We start from the raw sequence: 12,675 nt of genomic DNA on the forward strand, positions 1-12,675 counted from the left end.
ACGAATGGACGAGTTGCGCTCACTTCAACATATCGAGCCGGGACACGCCGGTGAAGCGCCGGCTGCATGCGCGTCATCCGGTGCAACGATCGTGCACGGCGGCAATCTGCACGAAGCGGCTGAGCGCTACCGCATTCCGTATCCGGAGTGGCTCGATCTGTCGACGGGAATCAATCCGCACGGCTATCCGGTGCCGCCCGTTCCCGCCGACGCCTGGCGCCGCCTGCCCGATGAAGGCGACGACCTCGCCGAGTGCGCCGCGCGCTACTACGGCGCGCCGGACGCGGCGCATGTGTTGCCGGTAGCAGGCAGCCAGGCGGCGATTCGCGCGTTGCCGGCGTTGCTGCCGCGCGCGGTAGCCGGCGTCGCGCCGCTCACCTACAGCGAATATGCGCCTGCGTTCGAGCGGGGCGGGCATCGCGTGGTGCCGCTCGATATCTCGTGGGATGTACTGCCCGATTCGCTCACGCATGTGGCGGTCGTGAATCCGAATAATCCGACCGCCGGGCATCTGAGCGCTTCGAAGCTGCTCGCCTGGCACGCGCAATTGAGCGCGCGCGGCGGCACGCTGCTCGTCGACGAAGCCTTCGCGGATACGATGCCCGACGCTTCGCTAGCGGCCTTTACGGATCGCGACGGTCTGATCGTGTTGCGTTCGCCGGGGAAGTTCTTTGGACTTGCGGGCGTGCGCGCCGGTTTCGTGCTTGCCGCGCCCGCGCTGCTCGACAGCTTGCGCCGCGTGCTCGGCGCGTGGACCGTCAGCGGTCCCGCGCGTCATGCCGTGAGGGCGGCGCTGTTGGACCACGCCTGGCAACAGCAGATGCGCACACGGCTCGAAGCGGACAGCGCGCGCCTCGTCGATCTGCTGCAAGGTCATGGCATTCGTACCCGCAGCACGCCGCTCTTCGCCTGGACCGACGATCCACGTGCCGCAGCCCTGCACGAGGCATTGGCCACGCGCGGCGTGTGGACGCGGCTTTTCTCATCGTCAGGCAGCGTGCGTTTCGGTTTGCCCGCGAGCGAAGACGAATGGGCGCGCCTTGCCAACGCCTTGCGCGCGGCAGTCGACACGATCGACGCAACGCGACCGGCCTGAACCGTTGACGCGCGCAAACTGCCCACATCGCATTGCAATGCAATGCAGGGCAGCGCACCGATCCACCCAACGTAAAACTCGACGTTCGACCCAATGAATTTGTCTGCACGATCGCTCCGCCCCGCTCTCGCCGTCATGCTGCTCGCCATCGCGTTGCGCGCGCAAGCGGGCATCGCCGTGACCGACGACACGGGCGCCGTGCTCACGCTGCCCGCACCCGCGCAACGCGTGATCAGCCTCGCGCCGCATATCACCGAACTGCTCTACGCGGCCGGCGGCGGTGCGAAGATAGTAGGTGCCGTGTCGTACAGCGACTATCCGCCACAGGCGCAGCAACTGCCGCGCGTGGGTGACAACAAGTCGCTCGATCTCGAACGCATCGTCGCGTTGAAGCCCGACCTTATCGTGGTGTGGCGGCACGGTAACGCACAGCGCCAGCTGGATCGTCTGCGCGAATTGCACATACCGCTGTTCTTCAGCGAGCCGCATCATCTCGACGATGTCGCCGTCTCGTTGACGAAGCTCGGCGAATTGCTCGGCACCTCGCCTACCGCGGATGCAGCCGCCGCCGCATATCGTCGGGACATTGCGCGCCTGCGCGCGCAGTACGCCGACCGGCCAGCAGTCAGCGTGTTTTATCAGGTGTGGGATCAACCGTTGATGACGCTCAACGGCGAGCATATGGTCAGCGATGTTATCGAGCTATGCGGCGGGCGCAACGTGTTCGCGAAACTGCAACCGCTCGTGCCCACCGTTTCGACCGAAGCCGTGCTCGCGGCGAATCCGCAGGCAATCGTCACGGCAGCGCCCGGTGCGACGAAGCCCGACACGACCTTGCCTCAGCTCGGCGCGTGGCGCGCATGGCCGCGTCTGTCGGCGGTGGCGAATAACAATCTGTTTTCGATCGACGGCGACCTCATCAACCGCCCCGCGCCGCGCATCGCGCTAGGGGCGAAGCAGATGTGCGAGGACCTGGATCTCGCTCGCTCGCGCGTCAGGCAAAACGCGCAATAACGGGCTTAACGTGCATTAACGCCTGAGCCGATGGGCCCTCAGGCTCACGCGTTCCACTTTACGAGCGACCACTGTTGACTCTCGTCGCCGCGGCGCAGCCAGACGATGTTGGCGGTCTCCAGCGACCATCGCAAGCAACGTTCGAGCGGCACGTCGAGCGCCAACGACGCAATCGCGCGCATCACGCCCGCATGCGTGACCACATACGCCGGCGACAGCTCGCGCGTCTGCGCGTACGCGTCGAACCATGCGCGCACCCGCATGACGAACTGCGCGACGCTCTCGCCGCCATGCGCGCGTGCATGTTCGAAGTTGGACGCCCAGTCGTCGAGCAGTTCGCGATCGATCGCGTCCCAGCGCTGCTCTTCCCAATCGCCGAAATCCATTTCCTTCAGGCGATCGTCATGGCTGAGCACGCAGCCGAAGTCGTTCGCCAGTTCGACGGCGAGCGCCGAGCAGCGCGTCAGCGGGCTCGACATCACGACACGTGGCGCCGGCACCTGCAAGCTTGCGAGTCTTAAAGCAAGTGCCGCGGACGACACGTCGGCCGCCTCGGCGAGCGCCACATCGCTGTGGCCATAGCAAACGCCCGCGTCGAGTGCGACGGCGGGATGGCGAATCATGACGATATCCATGCGAGCCCTAGGAGATAGATGCCCAGTTCAAAGATCTGTTGCGCAAAGCCGAGACAATCGCCGGTGTAGCCGCCAATGCGCTTCACGAAATAGCGGCCCATTGTGAACCGCAACGCGACCAGCATCGCGAGCGCCGAGCCCGCGAACCGCCAGTCGGCCGCGAGCCATCCACGAGGTCCGTCCGGCCACAACAGCCACGGCAATCCGAATGCGGCGGCGCATAACAGTGCTGTGCCGCTCAGGCGCTGCGCGACCGGCTTCGCTTTGCCCTCGGCACGCACATAGTCGAGCGTGCAGAGATAGCTGATCGCACAGGCGCGGCTCGCCGCATGAGCCGCAACCATCAGACTTGCGGCGCGCAGCGGCGGCAACGAAGCGAGCGTCTGCCACTTGAGAACAAGCGCGACGACAAGCGCAATCGCACCAAAAGCGCCAATGCGCGAATCGTGCATGATGCGTAATGCATCGTCGCGCGTATAGGCGCCACCGAACGCATCGACGCAATCGGCGAGGCCGTCCTCGTGGAACGCGCCCGTTATCAATAGCGACGACGCCATCGACAACAACACCGCAACCCCCGCCGGAAAGACACGCAGCGCCGCGAGATAGACAAGCGCGCTGATGCCGCCGACCAACACGCCGACGAGCGGAAAATAACGCGCCGCCGCGTTCAGATAGTGCGGTTCATAGCCGACCCAGCGCGGCACGGGTACGCGTGTGAAGTAACCCAGCGCCGTGAAAAAGTAGCGCAATTCGGCCAGCGGTTTCATATATGGCTTGCGTGCTCGTTGACTGAAATGCGAAGTACGGCGCGGTTCACGCTTCGCGGTCCGCTACACCGGCCGATTCGAAGCTCGCCATCTCGTTGATGAACGCGCAGGCCGCGCGCAGCAACGGCACCGCGAGCGCCGCACCGGTGCCTTCGCCGAGCCGCATGTCGAGCGATAGCAGCGGCTGTGCGCCGAAATAGTCGAGCATGCGCCGATGTCCCGCCTCGTTCGACGCATGCGCGAACACGCAATATTCACGCACGTCGGGCGCAATTGCGTCCGCAATCAACAGCGCTGAACTGGCGATGAAGCCGTCGACCAGAATCGTCATGCGCGCTTGCGCGGCGGCGAGATAGGCGCCGGCCATCATCGCGATTTCGAAGCCGCCGAAGGTTGCGAGCACATCGAGAGGAGCCGTGGATGCGTCGTGATGCGCGAGCGCCGCCGCAAGCACGCTGCGCTTCTTTGCGAGCCCGGCGTCGTCCAGACCGGTGCCGCGGCCCACGCATTCGTCGATCGGCACGCCGCAGATGCGGCTCATCAGGCACGCCGCCGCCGATGTGTTGGCGATACCCATTTCGCCCAAGCCGATCACGTTGCTGCCGAGCGCAGCGTGATGCCGCACGCGCGCCGCGCCGGCTTGCATCGCGGTGAGCGCCTGCTCGTGCGTCATCGCAGGTTCGTGTGCGAAGTTGCGCGTGCCCGCGCCGACCGGAATATCGACAAGGCCATCGGTGCGCGGCAACGGCGTCGCGATACCCGCATTGACCACTTCGAGCTCGATGCCCGCGACGCGGCTCAATGCATTGACTGCCGCGCCGCCCGCGAGAAAATTCGCGACCATCTGCGCGGTCACCGCTTGCGGATACGGGCTGACGCCTTCGGCCGCAATGCCGTGGTCGCCGGCGAACACGATCAGCGCGGGGCGCTGGACCGCCGGATGGGTAGTGCGCTGAATCAGGCCCATCTGACGCGCGAGCGTTTCGAGCCGGCCGAGACTGCCGGGCGGCTTCGTCTTCGTGTCGATGACGTGCTGAAGCTCGCTGCCTAACGTCTGTTCGAGCGGTTCTACCTGGGGCAATCGGGACAAGCGTGGCGAAGAGGTCATGAGTTTCGTGAAGATAAAAGATGTTCAGTTCTGAGCGTTAGCTTGACGACGTGTCATGGTTCCAAGCAGATTCGTGACGCGAGCGCGGCGCAGGAATGAGCGCCTCGTGCTCGCCGTCGCGAATCAGGATCAACGGATAGCCGAATACGCGGCTCGTCAACGCAGGCGTCAGTACCTCGTGCACACGCCCCGCGTAGGCGGCGCCCGCACCGTCGAGCAGCAGCGCGTGCGTCGCGAACCGGCGCGCGAGGTTCAGGTCGTGACAGGAAAACAGCAGGGTCCGCGTCGACTCACGCGTCCATGCGCTGAGCGCTTCCAGGCACTCGATCTGATGATGCAAGTCCAGATGCGATAAAGGTTCGTCGAGCAGAAGGAGCGGCGCTTGCTGACAGAGCACCGCTGCGAGCGCCACGCGCTGACGTTCGCCGCCGGAAAGCGACAGCACGTCTCGTGCGGCTAATGCGGTGAGCCCCAGCAAGTCCAGCGCGGCACGCGCGGCCTCGCGGTCACCCTCGCCCTCCCAACCCCAGCCGGTCAAATGCGGAAAGCGGTTCAGCATCACGATGTCGAGCACGCTCGCGCTGAATGCGTCGGGCGCGCTTTGCGGCATTAACGCGCGGCGCTGCGCGAGTTGCCGCGTGTGCCAGGCGGACATACGCACGCCATCGAGTTCCACGTGGCCAGCCGAGGGTTCACGCAAACCCGCGAGCGTGGATAAGAGTGTCGTCTTGCCGGCACCGTTCGGACCGGCCACGCACCAGATCTCGCCCGGATAAAACGTATGCGTGAACGCATCGAGCAACGTGCGCGCGCCCGCACGCAAGCTCACGCGTTGCGCGCTGAGCGTGGGCTGCGAGAGGTTGTTAGTGGGCATCATCGGCGGGCGCGCAGCAGCATCCAGAGAAACACCGGCACGCCGATAATCGACGTGATCACGCCGACCGGCAGTTGCGCCGGCGCGATCACAAGGCGCGCGATCAGATCGGCGCCCATTACCGCCACCCCGCCGCCGAGAGCCGCGGCGGGCAGCAGCATACGTTGGTCGTTGCCGAACGCGAGCCGCAACATATGCGGCACCACGAGTCCGACAAAGCCGATGGTGCCCGCCGTCGTCACAGCCGCTGCGGCGGCGAGCGAGGCCGCAAGATACACGCGCAACCGCAACGGCATGACCGCAACGCCCAACGCCTGCGCGGCAGCGTCGCCTCGCAACAGTACATTCAGGCGCGGCGCAACGGGCACGATGGCAATCAGCACGACGACCAGCGCGACGAGTGCGGTCCACGGCAGCGCATTGCCATTGAGGTCGCCGGTCAGCCAGAACAACATGCCGCGCAAACGATTGTCCGGCGCAAGATTGAGCAGCAAGGTAATGAGCGCGCCCCAGCCTGCCGCGATGACGGCGCCAGTCAGAAGCAGGCGCGGTGACGTGTCCTGCGGTTCGCCGCGCCACAACTCGCGACGCGCAAGGCCGAGCACGAGAAGAATAGACACGAATGCGCCCGCGAACGCCGACGCATCGACGAGCCACCACGCGCAACCGGCGATCATTGCGACGAGCGCAAAAGTTGCGGCGCCGCCCGATACGCCTAATACATAGGGCTCAGCGAGCGGATTGCGCAACAACACCTGCAGCAGCGCGCCAGCCAATGCGAGCAATGCGCCGCAAGCAAAACCGGCCAGCGCGCGAGGCAAACGCAGCGTGCGCACGATCTCGCCGGCGAGATCGGCGGAGTTTGCGTCAGACGCGCCCGCATGCAGCGGCGAAAGCGCCTCGATCACGCGCGCAGGCGCGAGCGCCACACTGCCCAATGCGAGCGACGCCATCAGTACTGCAAGCGCGGCGACAGCAAGCACGAGCCAGATCGCGGCGGCGCGTTTCGCAGTCATCGCGTGAAGCGTGGCGGGCATCGAACCTTCATGACGGCTCATCGGCGCGTTCCCAGCACGGCGCAGGCATCACTGCTGTTGCCAGCCGACCGTGACATAGGCACCGCGCCGCGGCGAGTTATACGAGTAGGCCGTTTCATAGTCCTTGTTGAACACATTCTGGATTTGCGCGGCCACGTACCATGCCTTCGTGACGTTGTAGCGCGCAGCCAGGTTGACGACACCGTAGCCGCCGAGCTTGCCGCTGCTGTCTTCGCGCGGACCGCTCACGATCCACTCACCGCCCACGCGCCATCCTGCAATACTGCGATTCACCGTCAGCGACGCGAAACGCCGCGCTCGCCGCACGAGGTCGGTATCGTTGTCGAGGTCGACCGGATTTTGCAGCGTCACCGACGCGCGCACGTCGGTCTTGCCTACATGTCCGCTCCACGATCCTTCGAGTCCTTGCACTTTTGCATGGCCCACGTTTTCGACCAGATAGATCCCCGGCGTCACCTGTTCATAGTCGATCAGATTCGAATAACGCGTCTGGAAAGCACTCAAACGCATCACACCGAGCGCATTCGACGCGTATTGCAACGCTGCTTCGATCGAATGACTGCGCTCCGGCTGAATGGACGGATTACCGCTCAGCGGATAGTACAGATCGTCGAAGCTAGGCGCGCGAAACGAACTGGAATAGCTTGCGCTTAGCTTCCAGCGCGACGTGATGTCGAAGCCATAGCCGAGATAGTAACTGTTCGCTCCGCCGAAATCGGAGTACTGGTCGCGCCGCAGGTTAGCCTGTATCTGGTTGCGCCCGAAGCGTGCCGTATAACCGGCGAAGCCCGAGTCGACATGACGAGTGGGCGCGGCAAACGTATCGGAGTCGAGACTCTGGTCCAGATGCTCGTAGCCGACCTGCAGTTTCTGCTGCGCGGCCAGCGCAAAATCGTTCTGCCAGGTGTACTGTCGATTGTCGGTGTCGAAGCGGCCGTTATACAGACCGTTGGTGTTCGACACGCTGCGGTCGTCGCCTTGCGCAACGATGAAGTGCGTGGTCCACCAGTCCGTTAGCTTGCCGTTAGCGAAGGCGGACAACTGACGCACTTTCGTGTACAGATTGTTCAGATCGGTCGGCTCGCCGTACGCATTGTCGTAGCTGTTGTTGCCGTTCGACTGGAGATAGCGGGCGCCCGCGTCCCAGTTGTCGGTGAACTTATGGCGCAGCGAAGCGGAGATGCTCTCGTTCAGATAGCCGTTCGCATTGGGGTTCGCATTCGGCGCCTCAGGGGGATTGAGCGCGGAAAAACCGTCGTCTTTCGAACGCGCGAGCGAGATGTTGAAGGTCGTGCGGCCGTCCTTATCCAACGCGCCGTTCGCGCCTACCTGTTGTGTCTGCGTGTGGTAGCTGCCGTAGCCCACGGAAAAATTGAAACGCGGCGGATGATCGCCGCCGTCTTTCGTGAACACCTGGACCACGCCTCCAATCGCGCCCGAGCCATACAACGCCGACACGTTGCCGTTCACTACTTCGACGTGATCGACCTGATCGAGCGGAATCTGCGCAATTTGCGCGGTGCCGAGACTCACGGAATCGACGCGCACACCGTCGATGAGAATCAGCGATTGCGTCGACGACGCGCCGCGCAGATACAGGCTCGCTGTCGAACCGGGCCCACCTGTGCGCGAGATTTGCGCGCCGGGCGCGAGTTGCAGCAGACCCGGCAGATCGGTTGCGGTGGTATCGGCAATGTCCTGCTGATCGAATAGCGACGTTTGCGGAATCGTGTCGGCGAGCGCTTGAGGTCCGCGCTCGGCGGTGACGACGACGGGCGACAAAACAGCAGGTGATGATTCGGTGATAGCGACGGATACAGCGCTCGTAGCGACTGGTGCGACTGCAACCGACGGCGCAGGCGAACTGTCGGCGGCTTGCGCATGCGCGAGCTGCGGCAGCCCTGCAAATGCGAGCAGCGCCGCGCGGGCGATAGGGGACAGCATGAGTGAAGTTTCCCGTGGATGGCGTGCGCGGCCCGCTTCCCCGCAGGCCGTCGCGTAACGAGGCGCGAGCGCTTTTGACTTCATTTCGCGGGCGCGCGCCTCTCCCTCTGGCCGGTATCCGGGCTGACGACGCTCGATCCCGCCTTCCCACGCGTGACGCGCAGTGGCACACTCGCATGTTGAACTGGAACACGCGATGGGGATCGAACTGCAAACGCGAACTGCAAAGCACGAAGTGCAAAGCGAATGCGGTCGCTTACCGTTGCGGGGGCAGCGCAGGTTCGCGCGTTCAGGTGAACGGCGCGCCCTGCTTCCCGTTTAACTGCACGCGCAATGAATTGCGCGCGCGGGCACCAGAGTGCGGCCAGTGTATGAGCGGCCTCGGGGCCAGTCAAGAATGCGGGTCACGACAGCGATGATTCGGACAGGAGCAGAGTATTGTCCGACGCGATCTGTGACACACGAGTACTTTTTCATCTTCAGTCGAAAAAAGCCTGCATAAAGCGGTGTTGTTACGTCTCGAAACGAGACAAATGTCGGAACGTGCGGCATTCCGCGCTAAAATGCGAGGTCTTTAGAGGACGCAGCACATGCTCACCGAACTCGAAACACTCTCACAGAATATCGGCAAGCTGATAGCGATCAGCCAGCGCCACAACGAAGCGCGCGTTGCGCTTGAAGAGCAGCTCGCCCAGTCGCGCGCCGAGGCAGAAACCACGCGCACGGAACTTGCCATGGTGCGCGAGGAACGCGATGCACTGCAAGCGGAGCGCGACGCGCTGTCGGCCAAGATCGACGACGCTCAAGTGCGGCTCAATGCGATCCTCGAAAAATTGCCGCGCGCTCGCGGGCACAACGAGCCGGACAACCAGCTCGATCTGCTCGAGCCCGCTCAGCATGAAGTCGAAGCGGAGAGCGACGCCACTCGCCATGGAGAAAATGCATGACCACCAAGCAGATCGAAGTATCGATTCTCGGCGTGCCCTATCGCCTCGCCTGCTCGCCGGAAACGGAAGGCGCGCTGCTTGAAGCAGTCGCACGAGTCGACGCCGAAATGTCGAAGATCCGCAATAACAGTAACGTGCGCGGCACGGATCGTATTGCTGTCATGGCCGCGCTGTCGCTGGCATCGGAACTGCTTAAGCTGCAATCGAGCGTGCGTCACGGAGAAGCATTTCCCGCTGAAGAAATCAGGCGTACAATGCATCAAATGAACGAACAACTGGGTACTGTGATCGAGCAGTACACCATGCAGTAAGCAGCAAGTTTGCAACGTGTCTGGAAGTAGAAGTGGCCGGTCTTCGGGTCGGCTGCAGATTCAACCAGGTGGCACACGTAGCAGCTGAGCAAAGCGCGTGAGAGCATGCACGAGCACACTCGGCAAACGTTTCACCTGAATGGTTTTAGCTTCATCGGTTTAGCTTCCCTGCCTGGTTCGCCAAGGTCATATATTCCTTGAACCAATGCCATGTGCACGGTTGCGGAAATTTGTAGCACGGGCGTGCGCGTCACTCTGTCTGATGTACCCGAAGTGCTGCTAACTGCGACCAATTCTGAACCCCCGGTTCAGGATGCCGGCCTAGCGGCCAAGGCGGGGACCTTATTTGGAACGGCATCGGACTACTGTCCGGTGCCGTTTTTGTTTGGGCTCCGGCTTTTCCAACCTTAACGTTCCTTTCGATTCATGCGCTACTGGCTAATGAAGTCCGAACCGGACGAAGCAAGCATCGACCATCTTGCCAACGCACCGCACCGCACGTTGCCGTGGACCGGCGTGCGCAACTATCAGGCGCGCAACTTCATGCGCGACGCGATGCAGGTCGGCGACGGCGTGCTGTTCTATCACTCGAGTTGTCCCGAGCCTGGCATCGCCGGGATCGCCGAGGTAGCGTCTACCGCTTACCCGGACCCGACTCAGTTCGACAAGAAGAGTCCTTACTACGATCCTAAGTCGTCGCAGGAAACGCCGCGCTGGCTGCTCGTCGACGTGGTCTTCAAGAAGAAGATTCCGTTGATTCCGCTCGCCGCATTGCGCGAGCACGACGAGCTGAAAGACATGCGAGTGCTGGCGAGAGGCAACCGTCTGTCCATCACGCCGGTCACCGAAGCCGAGTGGCGCTTCATCACGAAGCGACTCGCCTGAGTTCGCTGGTGCTTGCTGCAACGGCGCCACGAACGATGTCACTCACCGCTGCTCATCGCACGGTTAAATTGGGGAACCAAGCTCAGGTTACAAGCGCCTAACGCACTTGCAAACGGACTACCAACGGCGCACACAGCGCCGTGCCGTTGCATCGCGCCTGCCGGATCGTGCGCAATCCTGTTCAAGCAAGGAGTTCCACACAGATGAAAAACACCGCACGTGCACTCGCTTTCGCGCTCGTCTGCGCCGCGCCTGCAGCCCTCGTGCTCACGCCCGCTATGGCACGCGCGCAGAGCGTCGCGCCCTATCAACCGGCCGGCGTGCTGTCGCTGAACGCGCAGGCCAGCGCGGAAGTGCCTCAAGACGTCGTCGAAATCACGCTCTTTTACGAGCAGGAAGCGAGCGATCCGTCGGCTCTTACTTCAACGCTAAACCAGCGTGCCGATTCGGCATTGCAAAAAGCCAAAGGCGTGAGTGGCGTGACCGCGCGCACAGGTTCGTTCTCGATCTATCCGTCTACCGATCGCGATGGCCGCATCTCCGCATGGCGCGGCCGCACGGAGGTCGTGCTCGAGTCGCACGACTTCGCCGCGGCGTCGAAGCTTGCAGGGCAAATGGCGCCCATCATGCAGGTCGGCAATGTGCAGTTCTCGCTGTCGCCCGCGGCGCAACGCGCCGCTGAACAAAAGCTGACTGGCGATGCAATCAAATCGTTCCGTGAGCAGGCGGCTTCGTCCGCGCAGGCGTTCGGCTACAGCGGTTATTCGATTCGCGAGGTCAACGTCGGACATAACGGCGCCATGCCGCGGCCCGTCATGATGATGAGCGCGCGCGCCATGGGCGCCGACGCCAAGATGTCGGCCCCTGTGCCGATTGAAGGCGGCACGTCGACGGTAACGGTGAATGTGTCGGGCTCGGTGCAGATGAAGTAACGCGCGGTCCACCTGCCGCCGCATGCGGCGGCAAAAAAAACGCCACGGCATGCCGTGGCGTTTTTTATTCAGAACACAACGTGCCGCGCTACGGCAGCGCGTGCGCCGGTTCGCCGGGGCTGCGACGATACGACCACACGAGCATCGCAATGCCAACGAGGATCATCGGCAACGAAAGCCATTGGCCCATGGAGAGACCCATGGCGAGCAGGCCCAGGAAGTCGTCGGGCTCACGGGCGAATTCGACCGTAAAGCGCGCGAGGCCATAACCGATCAGGAACACCGCCGAAATAGCGCCGAGCGGCCTTGGCTTACGCGAGAAGAAGAACAGCACGAAGAAAAGCGCGACGCCCTCGAGCGCGATCTCATACAGCTCTGACGGGTGACGCGGCAGCATGTGATATTGCGCGAAGACTTCGTTCAGCTTCCATTGCGCGGCCAGTTGCGGATGCGCGGCGAGCCATGCGGCGTCGTCGGGCGCGGCGCCTGGAAAGAGCATCGCCCACGGCGCCGACGGATCGGTCACGCGCCCCCACAACTCACCGTTGATGAAGTTGCCGAGACGCCCTGCCGCCAGTCCTGTCGGCACCATCGGCGCGACGAAGTCGGTGACCTGCAGCCACGAGCGTTTGCGCTGATAGGCGAACAGCACCATGGCGAGCGTCACGCCGAGGAAGCCGCCGTGAAACGACATGCCGCCTTCCCACACCTTGAAGATGTCGAGCGGATGCGCGAAATAAAAGCTCGCTTTATAGAACAGCACGTAGCCGAGCCGGCCCCCGAGAATCGTGCCGAGCACGCCGTAAAACAGCATGTCGTCGATATCTTTGGGTGTCCAGCCTTGCGCCGCGACGAACGGCAAACGCAGCCGCAGCCGGCCGACGACGATCGCCGCGATGAACGCGACGAGGTACATCAGTCCATACCAGCGCACGGCGAGCGGCCCCAGATGAATGGCAACGGGGTCGAAATTCGGGTGAATGAGCATCGTGTTGTTATGGGCAGTTCGGGTTCAGAAACTAGTTTGTATCGATAAGGCGCGGCTTGCGCCGTCTGCATTGGACGGCTGCGCATGCAATGCGTTCGCCGCAGTCACGTTAA

At 63.2% G+C, this 12,675-nt stretch carries 13 protein-coding genes, 1 other RNA gene and 1 riboswitch; of the genes, 7 read left to right on the forward strand and 7 right to left on the reverse strand.

Annotated features, from left to right (window positions below):
* Window positions 1–4 precede the first annotated feature (4 nt).
* Together cobD and SB753_RS23290 are read left to right on the forward strand one after the other, a co-directional pair.
* Window positions 5–1,096 (forward strand): threonine-phosphate decarboxylase CobD, encoded by a 1,092-nt coding sequence (gene cobD, locus SB753_RS23285; protein ID WP_410802129.1) that lies wholly within the window; start codon window positions 5–7, stop codon window positions 1,094–1,096.
* A gap of 135 nt (window positions 1,097–1,231) precedes the next feature.
* On the forward strand, window positions 1,232–2,110 hold the full coding sequence (locus tag SB753_RS23290) for a cobalamin-binding protein (RefSeq protein ID WP_410802041.1): 879 nt from the start codon (window positions 1,232–1,234) through the stop codon (window positions 2,108–2,110).
* A 44-nt stretch (window positions 2,111–2,154) separates the two neighbouring features.
* On the opposite strand, the gene cobC is transcribed toward SB753_RS23290, so the two are convergent.
* The 6 genes from cobC to SB753_RS23320 are packed head-to-tail and all read right to left on the reverse strand — an operon-like array spanning window position 2,155 to window position 8,499.
* A complete protein-coding gene (gene cobC / locus SB753_RS23295) occupies window positions 2,155–2,745 on the reverse strand; it encodes an alpha-ribazole phosphatase (protein ID WP_027804176.1) in 591 nt (196 codons plus the stop codon).
* The gene (locus SB753_RS23300; RefSeq protein WP_020065169.1) at window positions 2,730–3,515 is read right to left on the reverse strand and encodes an adenosylcobinamide-GDP ribazoletransferase; all 786 of its coding nucleotides are present in this window, start codon (window positions 3,513–3,515) and stop codon (window positions 2,730–2,732) included. The genes cobC and SB753_RS23300 overlap by 16 nt, the downstream gene beginning before the upstream one ends.
* Before the next feature lie 46 nt (window positions 3,516–3,561).
* Window positions 3,562–4,623, reverse strand: a complete 1,062-nt coding sequence (cobT, locus tag SB753_RS23305; protein WP_410802043.1) for a nicotinate-nucleotide--dimethylbenzimidazole phosphoribosyltransferase — start codon at window positions 4,621–4,623, stop codon at window positions 3,562–3,564.
* Between the two features lie 37 nt (window positions 4,624–4,660).
* Entirely contained in the window at window positions 4,661–5,500 is an 840-nt protein-coding gene (locus SB753_RS23310) for an ABC transporter ATP-binding protein (protein WP_410802045.1), read from the reverse strand.
* Window positions 5,497–6,555: a FecCD family ABC transporter permease gene (locus tag SB753_RS23315; protein WP_408188940.1), complete on the reverse strand. Its 1,059-nt coding sequence runs from the start codon at window positions 6,553–6,555 to the stop codon at window positions 5,497–5,499. The genes SB753_RS23310 and SB753_RS23315 overlap by 4 nt, the downstream gene beginning before the upstream one ends.
* A gap of 27 nt (window positions 6,556–6,582) precedes the next feature.
* Window positions 6,583–8,499 carry a TonB-dependent receptor domain-containing protein gene (locus SB753_RS23320; RefSeq protein WP_410802047.1) on the reverse strand — a complete coding sequence of 639 codons (1,917 nt, stop codon included), beginning with the start codon at window positions 8,497–8,499 and terminating at the stop codon, window positions 6,583–6,585.
* A 91-nt stretch (window positions 8,500–8,590) separates the two neighbouring features.
* Window positions 8,591–8,872: riboswitch (cobalamin riboswitch) on the reverse strand.
* A gap of 217 nt (window positions 8,873–9,089) precedes the next feature.
* Here SB753_RS23320 and SB753_RS23325 point away from each other — a divergent pair.
* The 5 genes from SB753_RS23325 (at window position 9,090) to SB753_RS23345 (ending at window position 11,574) form a co-directional block, all read left to right on the forward strand.
* Window positions 9,090–9,446, forward strand: a complete 357-nt coding sequence (locus SB753_RS23325; protein ID WP_410802049.1) for an ATPase — start codon at window positions 9,090–9,092, stop codon at window positions 9,444–9,446.
* Window positions 9,443–9,757: a cell division protein ZapA gene (locus SB753_RS23330; protein ID WP_020065163.1), complete on the forward strand. Its 315-nt coding sequence runs from the start codon at window positions 9,443–9,445 to the stop codon at window positions 9,755–9,757. Before SB753_RS23325 ends, SB753_RS23330 begins: the two co-directional genes overlap by 4 nt.
* Window positions 9,758–9,919: 162 nt before the next feature.
* Window positions 9,920–10,101: non-coding RNA, 6S RNA (gene ssrS / locus SB753_RS23335), on the forward strand.
* 82 nt (window positions 10,102–10,183) lie between these two features.
* Entirely contained in the window at window positions 10,184–10,642 is a 459-nt protein-coding gene (locus SB753_RS23340) for an EVE domain-containing protein (protein WP_027804175.1), read from the forward strand.
* Window positions 10,643–10,845: 203 nt separating this feature from the next.
* Entirely contained in the window at window positions 10,846–11,574 is a 729-nt protein-coding gene (locus SB753_RS23345) for an SIMPL domain-containing protein (protein ID WP_027775695.1), read from the forward strand.
* Between the two features lie 88 nt (window positions 11,575–11,662).
* On the opposite strand, the gene lgt is transcribed toward SB753_RS23345, so the two are convergent.
* Entirely contained in the window at window positions 11,663–12,562 is a 900-nt protein-coding gene (gene lgt / locus SB753_RS23350) for a prolipoprotein diacylglyceryl transferase (RefSeq protein WP_020065160.1), read from the reverse strand.
* Window positions 12,563–12,675: the final 113 nt, after the last annotated feature.

Source organism: Paraburkholderia sp. SIMBA_053 (genome assembly GCF_046534895.1).
Lineage (GTDB): Bacteria > Pseudomonadota > Gammaproteobacteria > Burkholderiales > Burkholderiaceae > Paraburkholderia > Paraburkholderia caledonica.

Coding starts and splice junctions, on each gene's coding strand:
- cobD (WP_410802129.1), top strand. CDS start 5: ATGGACGAGTTGCGCTCACTTCAACATATCGAGCCGGGACACGCCGGT.
- SB753_RS23290 (WP_410802041.1), top strand. CDS start 1,232: ATGCTGCTCGCCATCGCGTTGCGCGCGCAAGCGGGCATCGCCGTGACC.
- cobC (WP_027804176.1), bottom strand. CDS start 2,745: ATGGATATCGTCATGATTCGCCATCCCGCCGTCGCACTCGACGCGGGC.
- SB753_RS23300 (WP_020065169.1), bottom strand. CDS start 3,515: ATGAAACCGCTGGCCGAATTGCGCTACTTTTTCACGGCGCTGGGTTAC.
- cobT (WP_410802043.1), bottom strand. CDS start 4,623: ATGACCTCTTCGCCACGCTTGTCCCGATTGCCCCAGGTAGAACCGCTC.
- SB753_RS23310 (WP_410802045.1), bottom strand. CDS start 5,500: ATGATGCCCACTAACAACCTCTCGCAGCCCACGCTCAGCGCGCAACGC.
- SB753_RS23315 (WP_408188940.1), bottom strand. CDS start 6,555: ATGAGCCGTCATGAAGGTTCGATGCCCGCCACGCTTCACGCGATGACT.
- SB753_RS23320 (WP_410802047.1), bottom strand. CDS start 8,499: ATGCTGTCCCCTATCGCCCGCGCGGCGCTGCTCGCATTTGCAGGGCTG.
- SB753_RS23325 (WP_410802049.1), top strand. CDS start 9,090: ATGCTCACCGAACTCGAAACACTCTCACAGAATATCGGCAAGCTGATA.
- SB753_RS23330 (WP_020065163.1), top strand. CDS start 9,443: ATGACCACCAAGCAGATCGAAGTATCGATTCTCGGCGTGCCCTATCGC.
- SB753_RS23340 (WP_027804175.1), top strand. CDS start 10,184: ATGCGCTACTGGCTAATGAAGTCCGAACCGGACGAAGCAAGCATCGAC.
- SB753_RS23345 (WP_027775695.1), top strand. CDS start 10,846: ATGAAAAACACCGCACGTGCACTCGCTTTCGCGCTCGTCTGCGCCGCG.
- lgt (WP_020065160.1), bottom strand. CDS start 12,562: ATGCTCATTCACCCGAATTTCGACCCCGTTGCCATTCATCTGGGGCCG.